At 56.9% G+C, this 24,711-nt stretch carries 21 protein-coding genes and 1 pseudogene; 11 read left to right on the top strand and 11 right to left on the bottom strand.

Annotated features, from left to right (window positions below):
• Window positions 1-74 precede the first annotated feature (74 nt).
• The 5 genes from rlmD (at window position 75) to eno (ending at window position 7,963) form a co-directional block, all read left to right on the top strand.
• Window positions 75-1,397, top strand: coding sequence for a 23S rRNA (uracil(1939)-C(5))-methyltransferase RlmD (gene rlmD, locus BN1139_RS04025; protein ID WP_005354607.1), 1,323 nt, complete (start codon window positions 75-77; stop codon window positions 1,395-1,397).
• A 311-nt stretch (window positions 1,398-1,708) separates the two neighbouring features.
• Window positions 1,709-3,922 carry a GTP diphosphokinase gene (gene relA / locus BN1139_RS04020; RefSeq protein WP_005335588.1) on the top strand — a complete coding sequence of 738 codons (2,214 nt, stop codon included), beginning with the start codon at window positions 1,709-1,711 and terminating at the stop codon, window positions 3,920-3,922.
• A 73-nt stretch (window positions 3,923-3,995) separates the two neighbouring features.
• The gene (gene mazG, locus BN1139_RS04015) at window positions 3,996-4,793 is read left to right on the top strand and encodes a nucleoside triphosphate pyrophosphohydrolase (protein WP_005354604.1); all 798 of its coding nucleotides are present in this window, start codon (window positions 3,996-3,998) and stop codon (window positions 4,791-4,793) included.
• A gap of 141 nt (window positions 4,794-4,934) precedes the next feature.
• Window positions 4,935-6,572: a glutamine hydrolyzing CTP synthase gene (pyrG, locus tag BN1139_RS04010; protein ID WP_005335584.1), complete on the top strand. Its 1,638-nt coding sequence runs from the start codon at window positions 4,935-4,937 to the stop codon at window positions 6,570-6,572.
• Between the two features lie 89 nt (window positions 6,573-6,661).
• Entirely contained in the window at window positions 6,662-7,963 is a 1,302-nt protein-coding gene (eno, locus tag BN1139_RS04005; protein ID WP_005335583.1) for a phosphopyruvate hydratase, read from the top strand.
• A gap of 62 nt (window positions 7,964-8,025) precedes the next feature.
• On the opposite strand, the gene BN1139_RS04000 is transcribed toward eno, so the two are convergent.
• From BN1139_RS04000 to BN1139_RS03990, 3 genes are all read right to left on the bottom strand, one after another.
• Window positions 8,026-8,847, bottom strand: a complete 822-nt coding sequence (locus tag BN1139_RS04000; RefSeq protein ID WP_005354601.1) for an alpha/beta fold hydrolase — start codon at window positions 8,845-8,847, stop codon at window positions 8,026-8,028.
• Window positions 8,848-9,040: 193 nt separating this feature from the next.
• Window positions 9,041-9,526, bottom strand: a complete 486-nt coding sequence (locus BN1139_RS03995) for a GNAT family N-acetyltransferase (protein WP_005354599.1) — start codon at window positions 9,524-9,526, stop codon at window positions 9,041-9,043.
• A 256-nt stretch (window positions 9,527-9,782) separates the two neighbouring features.
• Complete coding sequence (locus BN1139_RS03990) at window positions 9,783-12,044, bottom strand: tetratricopeptide repeat protein (RefSeq protein ID WP_005354578.1); 2,262 nt, start codon at window positions 12,042-12,044, stop codon at window positions 9,783-9,785.
• Between the two features lie 606 nt (window positions 12,045-12,650).
• Between BN1139_RS03990 and BN1139_RS03985 the strand changes: the two genes are divergently transcribed.
• Entirely contained in the window at window positions 12,651-13,826 is a 1,176-nt protein-coding gene (locus BN1139_RS03985; RefSeq protein WP_005354573.1) for a retropepsin-like aspartic protease, read from the top strand.
• 40 nt (window positions 13,827-13,866) lie between these two features.
• On the opposite strand, the gene BN1139_RS03980 is transcribed toward BN1139_RS03985, so the two are convergent.
• Complete coding sequence (locus BN1139_RS03980; RefSeq protein ID WP_005354569.1) at window positions 13,867-14,463, bottom strand: MliC family protein; 597 nt, start codon at window positions 14,461-14,463, stop codon at window positions 13,867-13,869.
• A 293-nt stretch (window positions 14,464-14,756) separates the two neighbouring features.
• Between BN1139_RS03980 and BN1139_RS03975 the strand changes: the two genes are divergently transcribed.
• Window positions 14,757-15,137: a hypothetical protein gene (locus tag BN1139_RS03975; RefSeq protein WP_005354566.1), complete on the top strand. Its 381-nt coding sequence runs from the start codon at window positions 14,757-14,759 to the stop codon at window positions 15,135-15,137.
• 132 nt (window positions 15,138-15,269) lie between these two features.
• Here the strand turns inward: BN1139_RS03975 and BN1139_RS03970 are convergent, their stop codons facing one another.
• Complete coding sequence (locus tag BN1139_RS03970) at window positions 15,270-15,635, bottom strand: DUF2061 domain-containing protein (protein WP_005354565.1); 366 nt, start codon at window positions 15,633-15,635, stop codon at window positions 15,270-15,272.
• Window positions 15,636-15,826: 191 nt separating this feature from the next.
• Between BN1139_RS03970 and BN1139_RS03965 the strand changes: the two genes are divergently transcribed.
• The gene (locus BN1139_RS03965) at window positions 15,827-16,033 is read left to right on the top strand and encodes a hypothetical protein (RefSeq protein WP_005354562.1); all 207 of its coding nucleotides are present in this window, start codon (window positions 15,827-15,829) and stop codon (window positions 16,031-16,033) included.
• Between the two features lie 103 nt (window positions 16,034-16,136).
• On the opposite strand, the gene BN1139_RS03960 is transcribed toward BN1139_RS03965, so the two are convergent.
• The 3 genes from BN1139_RS03960 to BN1139_RS03950 are packed head-to-tail and all read right to left on the bottom strand — an operon-like array spanning window position 16,137 to window position 19,349.
• Window positions 16,137-16,991: a 23S rRNA (adenine(2030)-N(6))-methyltransferase RlmJ gene (locus tag BN1139_RS03960; RefSeq protein ID WP_005354560.1), complete on the bottom strand. Its 855-nt coding sequence runs from the start codon at window positions 16,989-16,991 to the stop codon at window positions 16,137-16,139.
• Window positions 16,985-17,446: a DUF2390 domain-containing protein gene (locus BN1139_RS03955; RefSeq protein WP_005354555.1), complete on the bottom strand. Its 462-nt coding sequence runs from the start codon at window positions 17,444-17,446 to the stop codon at window positions 16,985-16,987. The genes BN1139_RS03960 and BN1139_RS03955 overlap by 7 nt, the downstream gene beginning before the upstream one ends.
• Entirely contained in the window at window positions 17,439-19,349 is a 1,911-nt protein-coding gene (locus BN1139_RS03950) for an ABC transporter ATP-binding protein (RefSeq protein WP_005354552.1), read from the bottom strand. Before BN1139_RS03950 ends, BN1139_RS03955 begins: the two co-directional genes overlap by 8 nt.
• 154 nt (window positions 19,350-19,503) lie before the next feature.
• Between BN1139_RS03950 and BN1139_RS03945 the strand changes: the two genes are divergently transcribed.
• Window positions 19,504-19,917 carry a CBS domain-containing protein gene (locus BN1139_RS03945; RefSeq protein ID WP_005354550.1) on the top strand — a complete coding sequence of 138 codons (414 nt, stop codon included), beginning with the start codon at window positions 19,504-19,506 and terminating at the stop codon, window positions 19,915-19,917.
• Between the two features lie 115 nt (window positions 19,918-20,032).
• On the opposite strand, the gene BN1139_RS03940 is transcribed toward BN1139_RS03945, so the two are convergent.
• The 3 genes from BN1139_RS03940 to BN1139_RS03930 all read right to left on the bottom strand — a co-directional run bounded on the left by BN1139_RS03940 (window position 20,033) and on the right by BN1139_RS03930 (window position 23,760).
• Window positions 20,033-21,694, bottom strand: coding sequence for a response regulator (locus BN1139_RS03940; protein WP_005354546.1), 1,662 nt, complete (start codon window positions 21,692-21,694; stop codon window positions 20,033-20,035).
• Between the two features lie 168 nt (window positions 21,695-21,862).
• Window positions 21,863-22,330, bottom strand: a complete 468-nt coding sequence (locus tag BN1139_RS03935; protein WP_005354544.1) for a hypothetical protein — start codon at window positions 22,328-22,330, stop codon at window positions 21,863-21,865.
• Between the two features lie 53 nt (window positions 22,331-22,383).
• Entirely contained in the window at window positions 22,384-23,760 is a 1,377-nt protein-coding gene (locus tag BN1139_RS03930) for an aminotransferase-like domain-containing protein (RefSeq protein ID WP_005354542.1), read from the bottom strand.
• A 116-nt stretch (window positions 23,761-23,876) separates the two neighbouring features.
• Here BN1139_RS03930 and BN1139_RS03925 point away from each other — a divergent pair, with 116 nt between their 5' ends.
• Both BN1139_RS03925 and BN1139_RS03920 read left to right on the top strand, forming a co-directional pair.
• Complete coding sequence (locus BN1139_RS03925; RefSeq protein WP_005335536.1) at window positions 23,877-24,473, top strand: LysE family translocator; 597 nt, start codon at window positions 23,877-23,879, stop codon at window positions 24,471-24,473.
• 125 nt (window positions 24,474-24,598) lie between these two features.
• A pseudogene (locus BN1139_RS03920) lies at window positions 24,599-24,711 on the top strand (LysE family translocator); the annotation flags it as partial.

The raw sequence follows: 24,711 nt of genomic DNA, 5'->3' as shown, positions 1-24,711 counted from the left end.
TATTATTCTTGTGGGACAATACCCGGCAGCAGATTCCACAATCATGACATAGCCACCTATAGGCACCAAGTTTTATGGCCCAGTTTTTCAAGCCCCAAAAGAAGTCCACCCAGCTCCAACGCATTGAATTTACGATAGACACCCTCGATCACCACTGCGTCGGTATCGGTCGCCATCAGGGCAAGGCGATCTTCGTCGAAGGGGCGCTGCCCGGCGAGACCGTCAAGGCACGCATCACCGAAGAGAAAAAACAGTATGGTCACGCCGCCTTGCAACAGGTGGTGACTCCGGCGGCCAATCGTATCGCCCCCTTCTGCAGCCACTATCGCGAGTGCGGCGGTTGCAGTGCCCAGCACATGTCGGTTGCCGATCAGCAAGCCGCCAAGGCGGCGGGACTGGTCAGCCTGTTCGAGCGGTTGGGCAACATCAAGGCGCCGGCGCTGGAGCCGGTACTGACCGGTGAAGATCGTGCCTATCGCCGGGTCTGTCGTCTGGCCATCAAATTTGACAAGAACGGTCGCTGCACCCGGGTCGGTTTCCGCCGCCGCAACAGCAACGATCTGGTGGAGATCGACAGTTGCCCTGTCCTGGCCGAGCCGCTCTCTGCGCTGATTGCCCCGCTGCGTGAATGCCTCAATCGCCTCAAGAGCCAGCGCGAACTGGGCCATGCCGAGCTTATCCAGGCCGAGCAGGGGATCATGATGCTGCTGCGTCACACCGGCCGCCCCAATGAGGCGGATCGCGCCCTGCTGGTGGAGTTTGCAAAAGCGCAGGGGATCGACCTCTACCTGCAGGCGGCCGATGATCGCATCGAAGCGCTGCAGCAACAATTTTCACCATCCTACTCGCTGGATGGCCTGTCTCTTGCATTTGCTCCCGGTGATTTCATTCAGGTCAACGGCCCCATCAACCAGAGCATGGTTGAGCAGGCGCTGAAATGGCTCGGGGCGAGCAAGGATGACAAGGTGCTCGATCTCTTCTGCGGCATAGGCAACTTCACCCTGCCGCTGGCCCGTCAGGCTCGCGAAGTGGTGGGTGTCGAAGGTGAACTGGCCATGGTGCAGCGGGCCGAAGAGAACGCCCGTCGCAACGGCATCACCAATGCCCGTTTCTACAAGGCCGACCTGAGCGATGACATCGTCGGCATGTCCTGGGCGCGGGAAGGGTTTGATCTGGTGCTGCTGGATCCGGCTCGCCCCGGTGCGCTGGAAGTGATGGGACACGTCGTGAAACTTTCCCCCAAGCGGGTGGTCTACGTCTCCTGTAACCCGGTCACCCTGGCGCGGGACAGTCAGGTGCTGGTGAAAGGGGGTTACCGTCTGGTGCGCCTCGGCATGCTCGACATGTTCCCTCACACCGGTCATCTGGAGTCCATGGCGCTGTTTGAACGGGAGTAAATGACTCATCAGTTCGGCGATGCCGGATAGGTCATCCGGCATGTTCGTTACTCTTTGAGCAGGTGTGTATATGAAGTAATCCTGCTCATCGGTACGGCGATGCGGATATGTAATCTGGCGTGTCTGCGTCTGTTTGAGCTGATGTGATTGGGGTAATCTAGACCCTCGTCGTTCGGCAGGGCCTGTTGGCGCACTCTATTGTCTTTCTGGACAATATGCCTTGAAAAGTGCGCTGGAAATCCCCATTTGAGGCAATCTCATGAGGGGAGAAAGTGACAGCTTTCGGCCCGATAATTTAAAGGATTGATACCATGGTTGCGGTTCGCGATATTCATTTGAAAGACAACTTCACCCTGGAAGAGTGGGTTAGCTCGCTCTCCTTGAGTGACAGTGAAAAGGATCAGCTGCGAACCGTCTACCAGTATTGTCTGACGCTCGGTGACGAAGCGCTGACCAGCAAGCTGCTGGTGCGTGGCATCGAAATGGTGGGCATCCTGCAGATGCTCAGCATGGATATCGGCACTCTCAAAGCGGCCATCATCTACCCCTTCGTCGAAGCCGGTCTCATCAGCCAGGAGCGGATGGACGAGGACTTCGGCTCCAAGATCGCCAAGCTGGTGGAAGGGGTGCTGGAGATGGAGGCCATCCGCTCCCTGCAGACCCTCCATCGCAGCGAAACCTCGCCGGAGCAGGTCGACAACGTGCGTCGCATGTTGCTCGCCATGGTCGAGGATGTGCGCGCCGTGGTGATCAAGCTGGCGGAGCGGATCGCCTGCCTGCGGGAAGCGAAGACGGCAGATGAAGAGACCCGGGTGCTGATGGCCCAGGAGATCACCAACATCTATGCGCCGCTCGCCAACCGTCTGGGCATCGGCCAGCTCAAGTGGGAGCTGGAAGATCTCGCCTTCCGTTACCTGCACCCGGATACCTACAAACAGATCGCCAAGCAGCTCGACGAGAAGCGGCTCGACCGCGAGCGCTACATCCGCGAGTTTGTGCAATCCCTGCGTAATGGCCTGAAAGAGGCGGGAGTTGACGCCGAGGTGTACGGTCGGCCGAAACATATCTACAGCATCTGGCGCAAGATGCAGAAGAAGCACCTCGAATTCAACGAGTTGTTCGACGTGCGCGCGGTGCGGGTAGTGACCAAGCGGCTGCAGGATTGCTATGCGGCGCTCGGTATCGTGCATACCCAGTTCCACCACATTCCTCGCGAGTTTGACGACTATGTCGCCAACCCCAAACCCAACGGCTACCAATCGATCCACACCGTAGTGGTGGGGCCGGAGGGCAAGACTGTCGAGATCCAGATCCGTACCGACCAGATGCATCAGGATGCCGAGCTCGGCGTTGCGGCGCACTGGCGCTACAAGGAAGGGGCGCAGGCTGGCGGCAAGGCCAACACCTTCGAAGACAAGATCGAGTGGCTGCGCAAGCTGCTCGCCTGGCAGGAGGATCTCTCCGAGAGCGGCTCCCTGCTCGAAGATCTGCGCAGTCAGGTGTTCGAGGACCGGGTCTACGTCTTCACCCCGAAAGGGGATGTCATCGACCTGCCGGCAGGCGCCACCCCGCTTGATTTTGCCTATCACGTCCACAGCATGATCGGCCACCGCTGCATCGGCGCCAAGATTGACGGCCGCATCGTGCCGTTTACCTACGCGCTGCAGACCGGGGATCAGGTGGAAGTGATCACCCAGAAAGAGCCCAACCCGAGCCGCGACTGGATGAACCCCAACGCCGGCTTCCTGCGCTCCAGCCGGGCGCGGGCCAAGGTGGCGACCTGGTTCAGAAAACTGGATCGGGACAAGAATATCGTGGCCGGTCGCGAGCTGTTCGAGAAGGAGCTGGATCGCCACAACCTCAGCATGTCCAAGATCGACAAGGGCAACATGCTGCGCCGCTTCAATCTGGAGAGCACCGACGATCTGCTGGCTGGTATCGGCAGCGGCGATATCCGCATCAACCAGGTGCTCAACTATCTCGACACCTGTTACAACAAGCCGACGGCGGAAGAGGAAGATCGCCGCCTGCTGGAGAAGCTGGAGCAGAAGGCCAATGCGCCGATGCGCCACAAGCCCAAAGACCATATCGTGGTGGAAGGGGTTGGCAATCTGATGACCCATATTGCCCGCTGCTGTCAGCCGATCCCTGGGGACTCCATTCAGGGCTTTATCACCATGGGGCGCGGGGTGTCCATCCACCGGGAAGATTGCGAGCAGCTCAAGGAGCTGTCACGGCGCAACCCTGAGCGGCTGATCGATGCGGTGTGGGGGGAGAACTACTCCGGCGGCTACGGCCTCACCATCCGGATCATCTCCAACGATCGCTCCGGCCTGCTGCGCGATATCACTACCGTGCTGGCCAACGAGAAGATCAATGTGATGGGGGTGCGCTCGCGCTCCAACGTGCGCGAGCAGACCGCCGAGATCGACATGGAGCTGGAGATTTACAACATCAATGCCTTCAACCGGGCGTTGGCCAAGCTCAGTCAGCTCAATGATGTAATTAGCGCCAAGCGGCTTTGATAGCGAACCGACCGGCCCCAGTGGCCGGTCTGCATTTACGACCCTTTTTGAACGAATCGAAAGCGAATATCCCATGTCCCAACGTTACGATCTGCCCCAACTGCTCGACATCATGGCTCGTTTGCGTGATCCGCAAAACGGCTGCCCCTGGGATCTGAAACAGAACTTCCAGACCATAGTGCCGCACACCCTGGAAGAGGCCTACGAGGTGGCCGATGCCATCGAGACCGAAGATTGGCAGGGGCTGAAAGGGGAGTTGGGGGATCTGCTGTTTCAGGTGGTGTTCTACGCCCAGCTGGGTAAAGAGCGGGGCTTGTTCGACTTCGCCGATATCGTGGATACGGTGAGTGAAAAGCTCATTCGCCGTCATCCCCATGTTTTCTCCGATGCAGACCTTGGCGACGAGAAAGCGGTAAAAGCGAACTGGGAAGCGGAAAAGGCCAAAGAGCGGGCAGCCCTCGACAAAGAGAGCGTGCTGGACGATATCCCGCTCTCGCTGCCGGCCCTGACTCGCGCCGCCAAAATTCAGAAACGCTGCGCCACTGTCGGTTTTGACTGGAAGACGCTGGGGCCTGTGGTGGACAAGATCCACGAAGAGATCGACGAGGTGATGGAAGAGGCATTGATGGCCGATGTGGACGAGGCGCGGGTGAGCGACGAGCTCGGCGACCTGCTGTTTGCCACCGTCAATCTGGTGCGTCATCTGGGCAAGGATCCGGAGCAGGTGCTGCGCGGCGCCAACGCCAAGTTCGAACGTCGCTTTCGTCAGGTTGAGCAGATAATCGCCGCAGAAGGCTTGAAAATGACCGATTGCACCCTCGAAAAGCTCGATGCCGCTTGGGATAAGGCGAAGGAAACCGAGCAAAGTTGATTTGGCGCAAGATGGGGGGGCGGTGAGCCTGATAGATTTTTGCTCATTGTTTGGGAGAGGGGTTTTTGGTATACTGTTTCCCCGTCCTGCTTCATCCCCGAAGCACCCCTTAAAATTCCCTAAACTTCTTTCAGGTTCAGCATGACGACCAAATATATTTTTGTTACTGGTGGCGTTGTTTCATCCCTCGGCAAAGGCATTGCCGCAGCTTCTCTGGCAGCCATTCTGGAAGCCCGTGGTCTGGATGTGACCATCATGAAACTGGACCCGTACATCAACGTGGATCCGGGCACCATGAGCCCGACCCAGCATGGTGAAGTGTTCGTAACCGAGGACGGGGCCGAAACCGATCTGGATTTGGGCCACTACGAGCGTTTCATCCGCACCAAGATGACCCGTCGCAACAACTTTACCACCGGCCGTATCTACGCCGACGTACTGCGTAAAGAGCGTCGTGGTGACTATCTGGGCGCCACCATTCAGGTTATCCCGCACATCACCAACGCCATCAAGGAGCGGGTGATTGCCGGTGCCGAAGGCCATCAGGTTGCCATCGTCGAAGTGGGCGGTACCGTAGGTGACATCGAGTCCCTGCCGTTCCTCGAAGCCATTCGTCAGCTGGCTGCCGAAGTGGGTCGCAACAACGCCATGTTCATGCACCTGACGCTGGTTCCTTACCTGGCTGCTGCCGGTGAAGTGAAGACCAAGCCGACCCAGCACTCCGTCAAAGAGCTGCTCTCCATCGGTATCCAGCCGGATGTGCTGATCTGCCGCTCCGACCGTGCCATTCCGGCCAACGAGCGCGCCAAGATTGCCCTGTTCTGCAACGTGCCCGAGCGCGCCGTCATCTCCATGAAAGACGTCGACTCCATCTACAAGATTCCGGCACTGCTGAAATCCCAGAATCTGGACTCCTACTTCACCGAGCGTTTCGGTCTGGAGTGCAAAGAAGCTGATTTGTCCGAGTGGGAACAGGTTATCTACGAAGAGGCCAACCCGACTGGTGAAGTGACCATCGGTATGGTCGGCAAGTACGTCTCCCTGCCGGACGCCTACAAGTCCGTCAACGAGGCGCTCAAGCACGGTGGTCTCAAGACCCGTCACTCCGTCAACATCAAGTACATCGACTCTCAGGACATCGAGACCCGTGGCGCCGAGCTGCTGGAAGGTCTGGACGCGATCCTGGTGCCGGGTGGCTTCGGTGAGCGCGGTGTGGAAGGCAAAATTCTGGCTGCCCAGTATGCCCGCGAGAACAAGATCCCCTACCTGGGTATCTGCCTCGGCATGCAGGTTGCCATGATCGAATTCGCTCGCAACGTGGCGGGCATGGAAGGGGCTCACTCCTCCGAATTCAAGAAAGATTGCGCGTATCCGGTCGTCGGCCTCATCACCGAGTGGGTGGATGAAGAGGGCAACGTCGAGACCCGTACCGAGAAGTCCGATCTGGGCGGTACCATGCGTCTGGGTTCCCAGCTCTGCCACCTGGTCGAAGATTCCAAAGTGCGTCAGATGTACGGCAGCCCGACCATTTACGAGCGTCACCGTCACCGTTACGAAGTAAACAACAAGCTGCTGCCGCAGATTGAAGCGGCAGGTCTGAAAGTGACCGGTCTCTCCGCCGACAAGAAGTTGGTGGAAATCATCGAGATCCCGGATCACCCCTGGTTCGTGGCTGCGCAGTTCCACCCGGAGTTCACCTCTACTCCTCGTGATGGCCACGCTCTGTTCGCCGGTTTTGTGAAGGCGGCAGGCGAGTATCAGAAGCGTAATTTGAAGTAATTGAAAATAAATGCGGTTGGGGCACTGTGCCACAGCCGCTTTTTTTGGCATATTTTTGTTGTTTTTTTACGAAACCTGAGGAAATACACATGTCCAAGATCGTTAAAGTGATCGGTCGTGAAATCATCGACTCCCGTGGTAACCCGACCGTTGAGGCCGAAGTTCACCTGGAAGGTGGTTTTGTTGGTATGGCAGCCGCTCCGTCTGGCGCGTCCACCGGTTCCCGCGAAGCGCTGGAACTGCGTGACGGCGACAAGAGCCGTTTCCTGGGTAAAGGCGTGCTGAAAGCCATCGAAGCCGTAAACGGCCCGATCGCTCAAGCTCTGCTGGGTAAAGATGCCAAGGACCAGGCCACCGTTGACCAGATCATGATCGACCTCGACGGTACCGAGAACAAATCCAAGTTCGGCGCCAACGCCATCCTGGCTGTTTCCCTGGCTAACGCCAAAGCTGCCGCTGCTGCCAAAGGCATGCCGCTGTACGCCCACATCGCCGAGCTGAACGGCACCCCGGGTGTTTACTCCATGCCGCTGCCGATGATGAACATCATCAACGGTGGTGAGCACGCCGACAACAACGTCGACATCCAGGAGTTCATGATCCAGCCGGTTGGCGCTAAGACCCTGAAAGAAGCCGTTCGCATGGGCGCAGAAGTGTTCCACAACCTGGCCAAAGTGCTGAAGTCCAAGGGCTACAACACTGCAGTTGGTGACGAAGGTGGTTTCGCTCCGAACCTGAAATCCAACGCCGAAGCGCTGGAAGTTATCGCTGAAGCCGTTGCCGCTGCCGGTTACAAACTGGGCACCGACATCACCCTGGCTATGGACTGCGCTGCTTCCGAGTTCTACGACGCAGAGAAGAAAGAGTACAACCTGAAAGGCGAAGGTCGTGTCTTCACCTCCAACGGTTTCTCCGACTTCCTGGCTGACCTGACCACCAAGTTCCCGATCGTCTCCATCGAAGATGGCCTGGACGAGTCTGACTGGGAAGGTTTCGCCTACCAGACTGCTGAACTGGGCAAGAAAATCCAGATCGTTGGTGACGACCTGTTCGTAACCAACACCAAGATCCTGAAGCGCGGTATCGACAACGGCATCGCCAACTCCATCCTGATCAAGTTCAACCAGATCGGTTCCCTGACCGAAACTCTGGCTGCCATCAAGATGGCCAAAGACGCTGGCTACACTGCCGTCATCTCCCACCGCTCCGGTGAGACCGAAGACGCGACCATCGCCGACCTGGCTGTTGGTACCGCTGCTGGCCAGATCAAGACCGGTTCCATGAGCCGTTCTGACCGTGTTGCCAAGTACAACCAGCTGATCCGTATCGAAGAAGCTCTGGGTGCCAAAGCTCCTTTCCGCGGTCTGAAAGAAGTTAAAAACCAGGCTTAATTTGCTGGTTTGCCAGCCTCGGCTGGAATGAAAAGAACCGGAACCCCTGGGTTCCGGTTTTTTTATGCCTGCTGTTCAAGCCAGCGTTGCAGATGCTGCACAAACAGCGCGGGCTGCTCGATGGGGTAGAGGTGCCCGGCGTTTGGCACCTGCAAGCGATCGCAGGCGGGAATGGCGTTGCCAATAGCCTCACAGACCAGCGCAAACAGCGCTCTGGTATCTACGCCCTGCACGATGCAGGTGGGCATGTTGAGCATGGCAAGGCGCCCGGGGGACCAATCTGGTCGCTCGCTCTGGCTCAACTGCTTGGGCAGGCTATCGGCTTCTGCCAACTGTGCCTGCTGCCACTTGAGCGGTTGTGCAGCAAAATAGCCTGCATGACCACCCGAACCATCGATCAGGGTCGCCACGGCCTCTTGCAGCAAGCCTTCCGCAACCTGGCCAAACACGGGGCCAAACATGGCTCCGGCATCGGCCATAAAGGCAGCGATCCCCTGTTCATCGAGGGCTCCCGGGCAGCCTGGCTCAACCAGATAGAGGCTTATGAATTGCTCCGGAGCCATCAGGGCAGCGGTCAGGGCAACATCCGCCCCGTATGACCAGCCCGCCAGATGCACTGGCCCGCACGGCAATTGTTTCAGCAGGGCAAGCAGATCACTGGCGTGGGTCTCCAGACCAAAAGGCCCGTTTTTGCCCGCCTCGCCAAAGTGGCGCAGGGTGGGAGCATAGACGGTGTAGTGACGTGAGAGCTGCTCGATATGTTCGAGCCAGAGGGTATGGTTGGCCAGCGCGCCATGGATCAGCAACAGCGGCTCGCCCGAACCGGCCTGCAGGCAAGGCTGCGGGCTGTCATTGACGATATAGGTGTGAGTCTGTGATTGCATATCAACGCCTCCCCGGCGTGTCATAAGAGCACAAGAGTATATGACAAGCGCCCCGTGGCCGGTAAGAGGGTTGTAACTGGCGTGAATGTAATGGTGATAGCTGGAAAGGTGGGAGTTCTATTTTGTCTGTTTTTTACAGCTGGGCTTTGCTACAACGCCTGAGTGGCGAGGGGGTTATGCCTCTGGTTTCGGGTCAGATAAAGGGGAGCATGCGCTGATAGCGCCCTGCATGCGCCTTGAAGCCCAGCTTTTCAAACAGGGCGATAGAGCGGACGTTATCTGCATCGATATCTGCGGTGAGGCAGGTGACTCCCAGTGTGCTGGCGTGGGCGAACAGCAATCCCAGCGCCTCCGACATAAACCCTCTGCGCCAATAGGCCGCATTGAGCAGGCAGCCTACCTCGCAGTAGCGGCCCGCCTCGCTGAAACTGTGCAGGCCGCAGGTGCCGATCACCTTGTTGCCCTCCCGCTCGACAATCGCCCACTCCAGCGACTCACCCGCTTGCTCCAGCCGCACCACGCTCGCCATCATCTGCGCCACCATGGCGGGAGAGGTAAAGCAGGGATCAGAGGCAAACTCCATGGTCAGCGGATTGCCATAAATCTCGAACAGATCGGCGGCATCCTGCGGGCCAATGGTGCGCAGTATAATCCGAGTGCCGGTTAAGTCAGGCTTCATAAATCTCCTTGGGATGTGTTACACCAGCAAAGCTATAGGTGAATAAAGATGCCATCTGAAAGTCGGTACCTAAAGGCAACGGGTGCTATCACGACATATTGTGACCGCGAACGTCCGATTACGCTTCGCTAATCGAACCTACGGGCTTGAAGTCAGTCATTGTTAATACCTATGAAATATAGAAGGATGTGATGGAGTAATAAATTGACGTGTTTTCACAGTTTAATTTTTGTCGGTGTATAGAATCATTGTGAACCTATAAGTTAAGATCGAAATACTCCAATTTAAATGGATTGTCTTTAGATATCATGGCCTTTCGCATTTTTATTTTGGGTTCATGTGCGCCCTTTCTGTTGTTAATGGTGGATATTATGTTTTTGATAAGATTTAACTTTGCTTCAGGGAATTTACATCCTAAAGTAATGCTTAGTATTTCTGCATGTATTTTATTTCTATCTCGTTGAATGTGATTGCATTTCTCAAAATAAACTTTATCTCTTTTATAAGATATAAGTCTAATTTCTTTTTCATATGACCAATCTCTATTTTTAGTTAATAAATATTGGTTGAATAAATATTTACTCTGCTCTTTGTTTTTTTTATGCTCGTTTGTATATTCAACTTTACTAACACCAACTCCTTCCGGTAATTCATGTCCAAATTTATATTCAATCATAATGCCTTCATGGTTTTGAGTATAATGAGACCACATTAGCATAGAATTGTTGTTATCGGTGAATGAGCAGATTCTGTAATCACTGTCTATTAACTGATCTCCCCCTATGCCATCTAGGGTTGGAAGCTCAATAGGATCATTAAGATGATCTTTTGACGGAAAATAAAAATATTGATTAACTAGAGCATCGATTGTGTTTATATTGAACGGGTAGTATTTGTAAATAATGCGATGTCTACCACCTATAGACATATTCCATATAAACTCACTCACCAAACCTAAATTTAGTTTTTCTCTTAGTGAGCTGTATTCACCTTCAGGTATGGTTTGTTTTATTTTGTTCGCACATTTTAAATAATTGCCAATAATAACATAACTATATTCAGAGTGTTTTTTCATTAATTCTAATGCAGCTTTATAGTAATGATAAGCATCAGAATACTGATTTTGCCTTTCTAGGCAAACGCCAAGTAAATTATAAGTAGTTATCGTTGGCTCATATCTATCATGAAATTCATTTATCCTTTTAAAGGCGCTTTCATAATTTTCATTTTGTATCTCTAAACGGAAGATATTTATTCTTTCGTTTTTTGATAAACTATCCCTTTCTTTTTCTAATAGTTGTTTTAAATTGCTAGTGCTTTGCGTGTAATTCCAGTCCTCTTCTAGCTTATTATATTTTTGATACAGGTCATCATATAAAAAGTGAGCTGTCAACTCGGGGTCATCTAACAACTCCTGAGCACTTTGATATTCATGATTGAAATGAATGGGGGTCTCTAAGACTCGATGTTCAGCGAAGTATCCTTCTAGCGTATTTAAATGCATGGCTAGTAAAAACACCTTATAGAGGCCAGTGCTTTCAATATCAATAATATGTGAGCGATTTTTTATCTCTTGCAATATACCATTGTCAACATTCTCACCCAATAAAAATTTTGAAATAGCGAAGAGCGTCTTAGATTTAAGTTTATATGTGAAAGGTTCATCACTCTCTTGGTTAGTACAGTAAATTTTTATGACATCTGAATGGAGTTTTGCCTTAAATGCTATCTCCATTAATGATGACTTTAATATTGATTGTTCACTTTCTTTTACATCATCCAAATATTCTTTATATAGTTTTTCAGGCTCTTCGAGCAAAAATCTTGCTTTTTCATGTGTTGAAATTTTTGATATTACGGTTTCTTTATCTATTTTATGTGCAGTGTAATATTTGCTGGCAATATTTAAGTGTACCTTGCTGAGGGAGTTTATTATATCTATGCCATTTTCAAAATCACCTAGATGAAAATATGCCAGTGCCAAGATTTGTTTACCATTATCATTTAGAGATACCCTATCATCTTGGGTTATTTGAAGAAGCAAAGACCAGTCATCTTTGCGTTGACGATCGGAGGGCATATAAGAAAGAGACAGATATGTATCATTCAGTTTTTTTGACACTAAGCCAAAATTATTGGCGTCATAATCTAGTTTCAGTGATTTAAAAAACGCATCGCTGTCATTGTTTAAACGATATAGACTCCACCAAGCATTAGTATTGTTTATATCATAATAAACTGCTCGTTGAAAATATGATTCGGATATATACTCATCTCCAATATTAGGATAGATATCTCTAGCTATCGTCCCTAGATACTCATATGCTTTACTTAGACTTCCATGTTTTTTAAGTATGTCATCCAGTGCTGTAGATGTATCAATGCCTTTTGCATCTAGTAAAAAATAGCGAAATCCATAATAATATTTGTTTTGCTCTAACAAAATAGGGCAATCTAATAAGGTAAGCTCTGAGAATTTTTTGTTTCTAATTGCATCGGCAATTTCTTTATGGTTCATGTTATGGTTCTATGGCGAGTGATAGAATAGTGTTAATTCAATCAGGGGAGTGATTTAAATGACTCTGACTTAATTAGCTGCCTAAATACAGACAATTTGTCGATTGCCAATTATTTAAGTCCTGAACAATCTGCAAAGTTTGTGTTTCCATACACCACCTTGATTTGCATGTTGTGGGTGAGGCACCGGCTTGGCAGGCAGGGGAAGTGGCATGGCTACCGCCCCTGAATTTCAGCTTCCAGTCTGCTGCGTTTCACCAACGGGATGGGGTTGGCATGGCTCATGGGAGACTCCGACGAGGCAAGTGTCGCCAAATGGCAATATTAACCATGGCGCTGTGGAGAGAAAGCTCAATATTGAGGATTTCTGTGCAAGATCAATAAATTAATCAATTTTCACCCACGATTGATGACGCGCCGAGATAGCGTGAACAACCATTCTTGAACTATCTCCATAGAATATTAATGGTCATATCTGGCTTGAATCAGCATAAAACTCTTTGTTATTGTCCGTACTCCCCGCTTAAATAGCTTATTTATCTATAAATCAACAAGATAGCATTATGCGGTGGCGTTGCGGGGGCATCTGCTATCGGGAAGGAGAGTTATGAAGTCGCAGTTAAAAGTGGCGCTGGCCATGTTGGCCCTGTTCGTCGTCCAAGGCTGCACAGCCCCGGATTCATCCACCAAGCGCAATGCACCCGGCCCGGTGCTGACAGTGCATTACGAAAGTGCCCCCCTGATCCCCGTCACCATCGCTGGTGAGCAGTACCAGTTTTTGCTGGATACCGGGGCCAGTATCACCTTTATCGATCGTCGTCTGGCCAGCCGTTTCAAGGCGCTGACCTTAAGCGAATTGCCCAGGGCCTATCAGGCTGATTTTGCCACTGTGAACAGCGTTTCGAGCCAACTGGGCAGCGAGCAGCTTGGTTTTGTTGAGCCGCAGCCCTTCTCGCTGGGGTCGGTCACCATTGATGACAGCGATCTGTGGGCAACCGTTGATTTCGATCTTTTCTCCCAGTCTCTCGGCAGCCGTATTGATGGCATCCTCGGGATCGACACCATCCGCCGTTTCAACTGGGTGTTTGATCGCGACAAGCATCAGCTAACTGTTTTGCTGACGGCACCGTCGGCAGCTACGTTCGAGCGTTGCATCGGCTATGAAGACAGCTACAACCGCTCCCCGGCAGTGTATCTGACCCACGGCGAGAGCAGCGTGCGCATGTATCTGGATACCGGGGCCGATCAGAGCTATGCCGACCATGCCTTTATCGACTTTATGGCGAGCCAGAAGGCGATCTCTGGCGAAGATGCCACGCCACGCAAAGGGGTGGACGCCAGCGGTATGGTGGAGGGGCGTGACCATATCCTCACCGGCCTGCACTTTGATGAGCGCCAGCTCGGTGAGTTGCGCGTGTCGGAAAACAGCAATGAGCAGTATGGTCTGGGGCTGGATTTTGTTAACCGCTTCAATCGCTTTGCGATCATGCCCGGGCGGATGATGCTCTGCTACGACGCCGACAGCCTGGCGCGCAAAGTGCCCCCAATCCTGCGCAATATCGGGGTGCGTTTTGATGGCGAGCATCTGCAGATCTACTACAGCGACGAACGGGATCTTGCCCCCTATGGTCTGGCCAACGGCGATATTCTGGAGCAGATCAACGGGGTGGCTTATCGTCCCCTCGAGATCGACAAGGTGCGTGAACTGCTCAGCACCGGCAAGCCGGGGTCGCTCAAGTTGCGGATTGTGCGGGAAGGAAAACCGCTGGATATCGCTATCTAGTCAAGGTGGGGGGCGGCAAAACGAGCCGCCCCTATGAGCCTCAGCCCTTGGTCGGATTTTCCATGCAGGTGAGGGTTGGCTGGCCGTAACGCTCCAGCGTGGCGTCGTCCCCCTTGGTGAAGAAGGTGAGATTTTGCCCTTCATATCGGGCACCGCTGGCGCTGGGGGCTTCATAGGCGAGCACTTGTTGCTGCTTGTCGCCCTCGCTCAGGTTGATCACTGCGGCGGGCAGCTTGGCATCGTTATAGAAGTAGGTAGAGAGCATGACGTTCTTGCCGCACTTGTAATTGACCGGTGCCGGCACCATCAACTGGCCGCCGCTGATCTGCAGTTCGGTGATCCGCAGCAGGTAGTTATCCTCCACACACTGGCGCAGATCCTGCCCCTTCCAGCAGTCGTTACGCCCCTTGATCCAGCCGCGCTGCATGGCGCGCTCTGTCTTGAGCTGTTCAGGAGAGAGCGCGGCAATCGCCTTGGGGTAGAGTGCCGCCAGTTCGTTATCAAGGGCGGCCAGTCCGGCATCCTTGCAGATCAGGGTTTCGACCGACCCGGACGCTTTGGTGCAGTCAAAGGAGGGGGTTGCGGCGCTGGCCAGCAGAGGGGCAAACAGCAGGGTGGCAAGCAAGGTCTTGTTCATCGATAGATTCCAGCAATGAGGAGGGCATATCTGCCTACTACAGCACACTCTTCAGGGCAATGCAGCAGGGGAGCCGAGCGCATTTTGCTCTGCAGCATGTGCTGGCGACCGGTTTTGCCGCGGTACTCCAGTGGGGAAGGGAACTGTTGCTGGATGAGGCCGGCTTGTTTAAAAACTGGTCAGGAGTGGTCGCTATTTTGAGCATTCAGGCAGGCCTGCAACATTGTACTTTCACTCCAGTTCTAGAGGCGTGCTAGATTTGCGGCCTTTTCTTAATAACAAGAAGGTTAGCTATGTTCAGGTTGATGACGGGGGCCTTGCTGGCCATCATGCTGTCCGGTTGTGCGGCCATGTTTAACGGCACAAGTCAGCAGGTTTCCATTCGCAGTCAGGATCCCGATGCGGAGATCTACGTCAACGATATGTTGCTGGGCCACGGCAATGTGATCACCTCGTTCAAGAAGAAAGAGAATTACACCATCACGGTCAAAAGCGCGGATTGCTACTCGGTGACAGTGCCGGTCTCAAAGTCGTTCGATGCCACTACTCTGCTCGGGATCTTTGTCGATTTCGGCGTGGTCTCCATTCTGGTGGTCGATGGGGTCGGCACCGGCGCCTGGCAGAAGTTTGATCAGAATGCCTTTATCGTTGATCCCATCTGCAAGAAAGCCTGATCGTTATTGATGGGGCATCGGATGATGCATCCAGACAGAGATCTTTGCTGATGTGAAAAACCCGACACTCCTGGCCGGAATGTCGGGTTTTTTGTGGCCGCGATAAAGGGGGGAGGCGGGTTGCCCGGTTGATCAGGCCAGCGCCAGTTGCTGACTGCGGGCGCGCCACAGCCGCTCGTGGAAGAAGAACACCAGGGTGTTGATGGCCGGTTCGATCATCGCCATCACGCCGCCGGTGAGCAGCTCGCCGCTCAGCAGGAAGGCCACTCCGAAGGCCACCGAGAAGTGGACCACCGCGAAGCTGCTGGTCTTGGCCTGCAGGCTGTGATTTGGCTTGAATTTGTGCCAGCCAAGGTCATGAAAGTAGAAGGCGACCGTGTTGACGGCGGGCTCGATCAGGGCAATCAGGCTGGCGGTCAGCAGTTCACCGGTCAGCAGGTAGGCCACGGTAAAGGCGACACCGAAGTGCAGGATGGCAAAGCTGATGGTCTTTTTCATGATGGCGGCTCCCTCTGTTGATGATGAGAGTATCCGCCGAAATGAGATTAAATGAAAACCATTCTCATCTATTGCCAAAATAGAGAGAACCTATCAACGGGCGAGTGGCCGGTGCGGTTCAGCGGTTGCCAATCGCAACCAAGGCGATAAAGTACAGGTTCTTCACACTTGCCCATGAAAAAGGATCTTTCATGAATATCAATGCCACCCTGCTTGGCCAGTTCATTGCGTTGCTGATGGTCATCGTCGGCGTCATCGCTTGGCGACTGGCGCGCCGCAAGAGCGAGCATCCGGCGCTGATCACCCTTATCTGCTCCCTGCTCTGTCTGTTTCCGCCCTTTGGCCTGCTGGCCCTGTTGCTGGTTGCGCTGAAACAGGATCTGCCCGCCCGCTCATAGAGGGCGCAGGCTCAGGCTGCCGCACACACTGGCCGCACCAAAAGCAAAAGCCCCGTGACGGGGCTTTTGCGTTTCAACTTTGTGGTCGCTGTGGGGCGGGGGATTAACCTTCGGCCTTGTTGAGCCACTCCACCTTGTACTGGGCACCGGTGCCCTGCGCCAGCTTGGCGCACAGCGGTTTCAGGAAGGCTTCAATCTGCTCGTCCAGCATCCAGGGCGGGCTGATGATCAGCATGCCTGAGCCGTTCATGCCCCAGTCGGCGGTCTGACCGGCCACTTCCAGTTCGGCAACCAGCACGTTGCCGAAGTTTTCCCGCTTGATGGCGCGCAGCATGTCGCGGGATTTGTCCGCCTCCTGCCCGAGGATCGGATACCAGAGGGCGTAAATGCCGGTCGCCCAGCGTTTCTGCGCCTTTTTCAGGGTGTCGACCACGGCGAAGTAATCTTCCTTGAGCTCATAGGGCGGGTCGATCAGCACCAGCCCGCGGCGCGGGGTCGGCGGCAGCAGGGCGATCAGCCCCTCGAAGCCGTCACGGTGGTGGACGGCCACGCGGGGGTCGTAACCCATGTTGGCGCGCAGGTCTTCGACCTCGTTGTTGTGCAGCTCCATCAGCGCCAGCTTGTCCTGCTCGCGGGTGAGGCGACGGGAGAGCTCCGGCGAGCCGGGGTAGTAGTGCAGCTGGCCATCGCTGTTCATCTCTTCGATGACGCCGAGATAGGGGGCCATGGCAGACCACTGGGCCCGCTCGTCCCACAGGCGGCCGATGCCGTCGGCATACTCGGCCTTCTTCTGGGACCAGTCGCCGCGCAGGTCGTAGAGACCGCCACCGGCATGGGTGTCCAGCACGATGAAGGGTTTCTCCTTCTTCTTGAGGGACTCGATGATCAGGGCCTGAACGGCATGTTTCAGCACGTCGGCATGATTGCCGGCGTGAAAGGCGTGGCGGTAGCTCAGCATATTAGATCTCTGAGGGGGCCCTGCTGGGCACCCAGTAACGATAGATAGTTCAACAAATTGCGGCTGTTGCCGCGAAACAGGGAGAGGCTGCGCAGGATCTGCAACAGGACGCCCTGTTGCAGCCGCTCCAGCTCCAGCTCGTGGGCCAGCATCGACTGATACTGCTGCTCGTCGAGTCGCGTTTTGGCGCTCTGGCGCAGGGCGCGCCACGGGGTCAGCACCGCTTCGGTCTGCACCAGCGCCGGTTGCAGGTCGGTCAGATCGACCACGATGCCGAGCTGATCGAGCCGGTGCAGCAGCAGCGCGAGATTGACGTTGCCCCCCTGCTCCTGCACGGTGAGCCAATCCTGGCTGCGCTCACCATAGACCTTGCCGCTCCAGTGCCAGAAGCCGATCGGCGTCGGCAATTCGTGGACCGCGACCCGCTCGCTGGCCATCAGTTGTTCGTCACGCAAAGAAGGCCTGCTCCATGGTTTCCAGCTCTTCGGACAGGCTCATCCACTCCAGCTCCACCTCTTCCAGCTGCTCCTTGAGGGGGCCCTGGGATTTGAGCAGATCGGAGAGCTTGGTTTTAGCGCTCTCTTCGTAGATGGCGGGGTCGGCCAGCTGGCTCTCGATGTCGCCAAGCTTGCCTTGCAGCTTCTCCATGCTCGCTTCGAGCTTTTCGAGCTTCTGGCGCAGGGGACGGGTCGCTTGCCGAAACTCCGCCTCGCGCCGCTTCTGATCCTTGCGCGCCACTGCCGAGTTGGCAGCGACGGGACCATCGGCCGGTTTGGCGTTGGCCTCTTTCTCCTGCTCGCCGAGCCACTTGTGGTAGTCGTCCAGATCGCCGTCGAACGGCTCGACCCGGCCACCGTGCACCAGATAGAAGTCATCTGTGGTGGTGCGCAGCAGGTGACGGTCGTGGGAGACCACTACCATGGCCCCTTCGAAGCCTTGCAGCGCCATGGTGAGGGCGTGGCGCATCTCCAGATCCAGGTGGTTGGTCGGTTCATCGAGCAGCAGGAGGTTCGGCTTTTGCCAGGTGATCAGCGCCAGCACCAGCCGCGCTTTTTCGCCGCCGGAGAAGGGGGCCACCTTGTCGAGCGCCTTGTCACCGTGGAAGCCGAAGCTGCCCAGATAGTTGCGCAGCTCCTGCTCGGTCTTGTCCGGCGCGAGGCGGGCCAGATGATCGAGCGGGGAATCATCGAGACGCAGGGTCTCCAGCTGATGCTGGGCGAAGTAGCCGATGCTCACCCCGGCGCTCACTTCGAGCTTGCCGGAGAGCGGCGGGTTGGAGCCCGACAGCATCTTGATAAAGGTGGACTTGCCGGCGCCGTTGCGACCGAGCAGACCGATGCGCGAACCCGGTACCAGATTGAGTTTGATCTTCTCCAGGATCACCTTGTCACCGTAACCGGCAGAGAGGTTCTCCATGGCGATCAGCGGGGTCGGCAGGGCAGACGGCTCGCGAAACTCGAAGCTGAATTCGGAGTCTGCGTGGGCGGGCAGGATCTTCTCCATCCGCTCCATCGCTTTCAGGCGGCTCTGGGCCTGACGGGCCTTGGAGGCCTTGTAGCGGAAGCGATCCACATACGCCTGCATGTGGGACATCTCCCGCTGCTGTTTCTCGTACATCGACTGCTGCTGGGCCAGCTGTTCGGCGCGCTGCAGTTCGAAGTCGGAGTAGCCGCCGGTGTATTCGTTGAGCTTGCCGTTCTCGATATGGATGATGCGGCTGATGACCGAATCGAGGAAATCGCGGTCGTGAGAGATGAGCACCAGCGTGCCCTGATAGCCCTTGAGCCACTTCTCCAGCCAGATCACCGCATCGAGATCCAGGTGGTTGGTCGGTTCATCGAGCAGCAGCAGATCGGAGCGGCAGAGCAGCGCCTGGGCGAGGTTTAAGCGCATGCGCCAGCCACCGGAGAAGCTGCGCACCGGCGAGCTGAGCTGATCGTCGCTGAAACCGAGGCCGTGCAACAGTTCGGCGGCGCGGGCGCGAATGCTGTAGGCGCCTATGGTATCGAGGCGACCGTGCAGCTCGGCCACCAACAAGCCATTGTCATCCTGCTCGGCCTGTACCAGCTGGGCTTCCAGCGAGCGGAACTCCTTGTCGCCGTCGATCACGTACTCGAGCGCGGAGCAGTCGAGCGCCGGGGTCTCCTGCGCGACGCCGGCGATCTGCCAGCCAGCGGGCAGGCTGAAGGTGCCGCTGTCGATGGCCAGCTCGCCCCGTACCAGTGCAAAAAAGGTGGACTTGCCACAGCCGTTTTTGCCCACCAGACCCACTTTGTGGCCGGGGTGAATGGTGGCGGAGGCGTTGTCCAGCAGCTTGCGGCCGCCGCGGATCAGTTCGATTTGACTGGCAACTATCATGGGTGGGATCTGCTTGCTCAAAATGGAGGAGAAAAACTGGCGCGGATCTTACGTGAAATGACGCTGATTTGCACTGTAGCGAAGGGCTGGCCACTGGCTGGCGCTGCAAAAACATGCCATAACAGAGAAACCAGTTTGGTTACGGGAGGTTAGCATGCATATCAGGGATATTATGACGACCCGGGTCGCCACCGTTTCAATGGATGATCGACTCAGTGTCATCAAGGATATCTTCGAGCAGGCTCACTTTCGCCACCTGCTGGTGCTGGAAGAGGAGGAGCTGGTGGGGGTCATCTCGGATCGGGATCTGTTCCGTGCCATCAGCCCTTATCTCGACTCCGAAGCCGAGATGAGCCGTGATACCGAAACCCTCAACAAGCGGGCCCACCAGATCATGAGTCGTCAGCTCGTCACCATCGCTCCCCATCTCACCGTGCGCGACGGCGTCAAGCTGATGCTGGAGAAGGGGGTCTCCTGCCTGCCGGTGCTGGAGAATGGCGCCCTGGTCGGCATCATCAGCTGGAAAGATTTTCTCAAGGCGGCGCTGGAGAGTGACGCGCTGGTTTGAGTCTGGCACTAAGCACCATCAGCTGACAGAGAACAAATAGAGAGAGGGGAGCCAAGGCTCCCCTCTCTCTATATTGGCTTTGCCGACAATGCCGGTTTGCACGCCGCCAGCATCATCACGGCTCGGGCTGCCCTGCGACAAGGCAGGAGGGGCCGCTGCCGGAGAGGTGCGGCTGAAGATGGGTGCGGATCTCCTGCAGGGTGCGCTGGTACTGCTGGGCATGTTGATCGAGAAACGCGGGGCTGTGCTTGAGGCGCCGCTCCAGAGTATCGACCAGCAGCGCCACCCTGGGGGCGGCCATACCCGCTGGCCAGCAGTGTTGCAGCAGCTCCAGCAGTTGCCAGGCATCGCCCGGCAGGGCGGGGAACTCCTCCAGCAGTTGCAAGCCCGCTTGCAGGGCTGTCTGATATTGGCTGGCCTGCATCGCCTTGTGGCGCAGCTGGCGCAGTTCGCTCAGCCGCTGCTCTCTCGCCGTCAGGCGCTGGCCCAGCTCGGTCACCAGATGGTGGAACAGCTGGCGAGTGAGCGGGTGGGGCGCCACCCTGACGCGGTATTGGGTCAGTTGGGTCAGGTAGCGCTGGGCGTGGTGGGGCAAACCACAGAACTGGCTGACCGCAAAGCCGAGCAGCAGGGTGAGGTGGTTGTCGCTCCCCTCATCCGGCTGGTGGTGGGCAATCAGGATCAGCGCCTCGTCAAATCGGTAATCCAGCCCCAGCATCAACGCCTGCAGCAGCTCATATTCGTGGGGTTGCAGGTGGACGGTGCGCTTGAGGTGCTCCCACTCCTGTTGCAGGGAGCGGATCCGGTTGCTGGAAGGGGCGTGCCACAGCACCGCCAGACTGGCATTGAGCATGAAGCTGTCGATGGCGAGCCGGACGCGCTGCTCGCCGAAGTGGCGCAGGGTCAGGCTATTGGCCTGCTCCAGCACCTTCTCCTCATCTTGTAGCACCAGCCCGAGCAACATCGCCAGCTGATGCCAGCGCGGCTGATGGGGGCGGATCCGCAGCAGCTCTCCCATGGTCTCCCAGGCCGCCAACCAGTGATGCTGATGCAGCTGGCTGGCGAGTTGCAGCTCCAGCCGGGTGGCCATCGAGACGCTGGCCTGATGGCGCTGCAAGTCGGTCTGGGCGCTCTGCAATTTGCCGAGCCCCAGCATGGCGTAGAAGAGCCCGGCCCTTGGCCAGCTCGCCTGATATTCGTTGGCACAGAGGGCATAGTGCTGGGCGGCAGTGATCCGCTCGGCTGATTGCAGCAGCAGGTAGCCCTTGAGCCGATCCAGCCAGGGGGTCAGCGAGCGATTCTCCCGTTGAAACAGCAGGTCCTCACAGAGGGCGGTAGCCAGTTGCCACTCCCGCAGCAGAATGGGGGCGGCCAGCGTGCGGGTCAGGTTGCTTAACTTCACCAGCTGGCCGAGCACCGCGGTGAGCTGCTGGGTCATGAAGGGGAGGGGCAGATAGAGGGAGAAGTAGAGATCCGAGGGGAGAAACTCCTGCTCGCTCTGATCGGCATCGAGCAGCAGCAATACGCAACCGGGTTGCAGCAGGCCGAGATAGTGCGCTTCGTGCAGCAGCCGTGCTCCGTCAAGATCCTGCTGCTTGTCTTGCTGACAGATGATGGCGTCGAAGGCGTGCTGTTGCAGCAGGGCCAGCAGGCCACTGCGCTCGTGGTTTGGATGGCTGTGGTAGTGGATCCGGTCGGCGGGCACCCCCTGTTCGGTCAGTTCCCGGGTGATGGCGCTACGGAGCAGGGGATCCTCTTCGAGCAGCAGTATCGTCATGCAGGTACTTCCTGTGAGCAAACCATTAGGTTGATTATGGTAGACCCAAGAGGAACATAGGCACAGCACTCGCTGAGTGAAAAGCTGACAGTAGCCAGCAGTGTGCTGGAGGGCGCACTATGGGCTGTTATTTCAATCGGTTATGCCACCTATCAGGGCGGCAACCTGTTATTGCCGAGGGCGGATCTGCGTCCCGAAGGGGCAGTCGCTCTGGCGGATCAGCCGCGACCCCTTGCCCTGTTCCCCCAGCCAGCTTAATTTCAGTTTGCCGAGGCGGCCCAGATGGCGCAGCTCGAACTCGTAGCGCTGGCAGAGGTTGTCCTGGGGCAGGCTCGCCATCCCCGCTGGCAGTCGGTATTGATAGCGCAGGAGTGGCCCATCTTCCAGCTTGCTGGCCACCGGCACCAGTCCCTCTGGCGTGGGCTGCGGCGCCCCGAGTGCGCGGCGCAAACTGAGCGGCGCATCGATCGCCTTTTGATAGTGCAGGCCGTTCATCGCCGCCAGCTCCTCTTCCAGTCGTTGCAACTCCCCTTCCAATTCATTGAGCGCGGCCCCCAGCTGCTGGTGGGTCGTTGACGAGGCGCAGCCACCCAGCAACAGGGTGGCAAGCAGCAGGGCGGCTCTGATGGGGGGCACAGCATCTCCTTGGCAATGACGATGAAGCGTGAAGGTCAGGTCGGCTGGCCTGACTATAGCAGGGGATTGCTGGGGGGCGTCCCCTGCAGCAGTTGGGCCAGACGGGCCAGCCCCTCGCCGACCCGGGCGTCGGTGGCGGGTTGGCTCAGGCTCAGGCGCACCCCCTGCGGAGCGGCAAACTGACCGGCGGCGAAGTGTTCCCCGCTCGCCACGCCAACGTCAAGGGCATCGGCGGCAGCGGCAAACTGCTGGCTGCGCCAGGGCTCCGGCAGCGGCAGCCAGGCGTGCATGCTGCCCGGCTGCCAGCGGGCGGCAGGCAGCAGGTGGCGCAGCAGTTCGCCGCGGCGTTTGAGGATCTCCCGCTGCTGCTCGACCAGCGGCATGATCTGGCGCTGACTGACCATTTTGCAGGCGAGCTCGATCAGCAGAGGGCTCACCATCCAGCTCGACAGCCGCATGGTCTGGGCGAAGGCGCTGCGCAGGGCGGGGGGCGTCAGCACGAAGCCCACCCGCAGACCGCCGCAGGCGATCTTGGCCAGACTACCCAGATAGATGACCCGCTCCGGCGCCAGATTGACCAGAGGGATCACCGGTTGCTGGGGCAGCAGGCCGTTGACGTCATCCTCGATGATCAGCAGATCGTGGCGACGGGCGATGGCGACGATGGCCTCCCGCCGCGCCAGACTCATGATGGCGGTGGTGGGGTTTTGCAGGGTTGGCGTGAGGTAGAGCAGCTTGGCCCGGCGGGTGCGGCAGGCGGCGTCCAGCGCCTCGGGCAGCAGCCCCTCCTCGTCCATCGCGAGCCCCACCACCTGATTCTTCAGCTGGCGAGCGTTACCCAGCATACCGGGGTAGCTCAGCCCCTCGCACAGGATGGTCTCCCCCACGCAGCCGGTCGCCAGCAGCGCCAGCATGATGCCGTGCTGGGCGCCGTGGCTGAACAGCAGGCGATCCTCACTGCAGGCCACCCCTTGCTCCGCCAACCAGTTGACGAACTGCTGGCGCTGATCCGGCCGTCCCGCCTCCTTGTCGTAGCCGAGCAGGGCGTTGAGATCCCCGTCCGCCACTTCCCCCAGCATGGGGCGAATGATGGCCGCCCGATCCAGCTGCACCGGCAGGTTCTGCCACAGCTCGATGCGGTGCCCCTCCTCCTGGCGGATCACCCACTCATTGGCGGGATCCGTGTTCGCTCCCTTGACCCAGGTGCCGTGGCCCACCCGGGCGGCCAGCAGGCCGCGCCGCTCCGCCTCGCTGTAAGCGCGGGTGACTGTGCCGACGGTGACACCCAGACGATCCGCTAGGGATCTGTGGGTAGGCAATCGGGTCTGCGGTGGCAGCTCGCCATTCGCGATCCCCTGTTCGATCGCTTTGACCAGCTTGAGGTAGAGGGGGCCATCGAAGGCCGCAAGGTCGGGTGCCCAGATTGTCATGGTGACAATAAATCCATTGATCAAAATTTGCTGTCAATATAGCGTGAATTTCAACCTGATAACAACCAAATAGCACACATTGTATCGATACAATGTGGCAAGCAAGGAGTCACAATATGACGATGGAGTGGTATGTCACCCTGTTCGGTTTTGCCGTACTCACCTGCGGTACGCCGGGGCCCAACAACCTGATGTTGACGGCCTCCGGCGCTAACTTCGGGGTGCGTCGCACCCTGCCACATCTGCTTGGGGTGGGGCTGGGGCAGCCGGTGTTGCAACTGGTGCTGGCGCTGGGGCTCTATCCCCTGTTCGAGCGCTGGCCTTTATTACGCCTCGGTTTGCAGATCTTCGGCAGCCTCTATCTGCTGTGGCTGGCGTGGCGTATCGCGGTGGCTGGTGCGCCGGGGGATCCGGCCCGGCGCGCCCGTCCGCTAACCATGCTGGAGGGGCTGGGCTTTCAGTTCCTCAATCCCAAGGCGTGGATGATGGGGATCTCCGCCATCAGTCTGTTCAGCCTGCCCGGCGCCAGTTACTGGTCGAGTCAGCTGGCGGTGATGGTCATGTTTGTGCTGGTGGCCCTGCCGGTCTGCTTTGTCTGGGTACTGTTCGGCCATCAGCTGAGCAACTGGATCAGCTCGGATCGGGGCTGGCGCCGACTCAACGGATCCCTCGGTCTGCTGACGGCGCTCTGCGTGGTGATGCTCTGGTATTGAGCCGTGTTGTGCTGATGGGGGAGGTGGCCTAGAAAGAGGCATTTCTGACTTGTCGCCACGGGGTTGGCTCTGCATATTAGAAGGCTTTCCCCATAACGGGGGCGTTGCATCGACAAGAGGTTGAGATGGATCTGAACTGGTTACTGCCCCTGGCGGGGTTTGCTCTGGTTACCTGCGGCACGCCAGGGCCCAACAATATGCTGCTCACCAGCGCCGGGGCGGCGCAGGGTTTTCGCCG

Source organism: Aeromonas veronii bv. veronii, from assembly GCF_000820225.1.
GTDB classification, from domain to species: domain Bacteria; phylum Pseudomonadota; class Gammaproteobacteria; order Enterobacterales; family Aeromonadaceae; genus Aeromonas; species Aeromonas veronii.
The sequence above is the reverse complement of the archived record's forward strand: the minus strand, read 5'-3'. Positions and strand labels throughout refer to the sequence as shown.

What these genes read in the sequence shown, in the direction of transcription:
- rlmD (WP_005354607.1), top strand. Translation starts at nt 75, where the DNA reads ATGGCCCAGTTTTTCAAGCCCCAAAAGAAGTCCACCCAGCTCCAACGC.
- relA (WP_005335588.1), top strand. Translation starts at nt 1,709, where the DNA reads ATGGTTGCGGTTCGCGATATTCATTTGAAAGACAACTTCACCCTGGAA.
- mazG (WP_005354604.1), top strand. Translation starts at nt 3,996, where the DNA reads ATGTCCCAACGTTACGATCTGCCCCAACTGCTCGACATCATGGCTCGT.
- pyrG (WP_005335584.1), top strand. Translation starts at nt 4,935, where the DNA reads ATGACGACCAAATATATTTTTGTTACTGGTGGCGTTGTTTCATCCCTC.
- eno (WP_005335583.1), top strand. Translation starts at nt 6,662, where the DNA reads ATGTCCAAGATCGTTAAAGTGATCGGTCGTGAAATCATCGACTCCCGT.
- BN1139_RS04000 (WP_005354601.1), bottom strand. Translation starts at nt 8,847, where the DNA reads ATGCAATCACAGACTCACACCTATATCGTCAATGACAGCCCGCAGCCT.
- BN1139_RS03995 (WP_005354599.1), bottom strand. Translation starts at nt 9,526, where the DNA reads ATGAAGCCTGACTTAACCGGCACTCGGATTATACTGCGCACCATTGGC.
- BN1139_RS03990 (WP_005354578.1), bottom strand. Translation starts at nt 12,044, where the DNA reads ATGAACCATAAAGAAATTGCCGATGCAATTAGAAACAAAAAATTCTCA.
- BN1139_RS03985 (WP_005354573.1), top strand. Translation starts at nt 12,651, where the DNA reads ATGAAGTCGCAGTTAAAAGTGGCGCTGGCCATGTTGGCCCTGTTCGTC.
- BN1139_RS03980 (WP_005354569.1), bottom strand. Translation starts at nt 14,463, where the DNA reads ATGAACAAGACCTTGCTTGCCACCCTGCTGTTTGCCCCTCTGCTGGCC.
- BN1139_RS03975 (WP_005354566.1), top strand. Translation starts at nt 14,757, where the DNA reads ATGTTCAGGTTGATGACGGGGGCCTTGCTGGCCATCATGCTGTCCGGT.
- BN1139_RS03970 (WP_005354565.1), bottom strand. Translation starts at nt 15,635, where the DNA reads ATGAAAAAGACCATCAGCTTTGCCATCCTGCACTTCGGTGTCGCCTTT.
- BN1139_RS03965 (WP_005354562.1), top strand. Translation starts at nt 15,827, where the DNA reads ATGAATATCAATGCCACCCTGCTTGGCCAGTTCATTGCGTTGCTGATG.
- BN1139_RS03960 (WP_005354560.1), bottom strand. Translation starts at nt 16,991, where the DNA reads ATGCTGAGCTACCGCCACGCCTTTCACGCCGGCAATCATGCCGACGTG.
- BN1139_RS03950 (WP_005354552.1), bottom strand. Translation starts at nt 19,349, where the DNA reads ATGATAGTTGCCAGTCAAATCGAACTGATCCGCGGCGGCCGCAAGCTG.
- BN1139_RS03945 (WP_005354550.1), top strand. Translation starts at nt 19,504, where the DNA reads ATGCATATCAGGGATATTATGACGACCCGGGTCGCCACCGTTTCAATG.
- BN1139_RS03940 (WP_005354546.1), bottom strand. Translation starts at nt 21,694, where the DNA reads ATGACGATACTGCTGCTCGAAGAGGATCCCCTGCTCCGTAGCGCCATC.
- BN1139_RS03930 (WP_005354542.1), bottom strand. Translation starts at nt 23,760, where the DNA reads ATGACAATCTGGGCACCCGACCTTGCGGCCTTCGATGGCCCCCTCTAC.
- BN1139_RS03925 (WP_005335536.1), top strand. Translation starts at nt 23,877, where the DNA reads ATGACGATGGAGTGGTATGTCACCCTGTTCGGTTTTGCCGTACTCACC.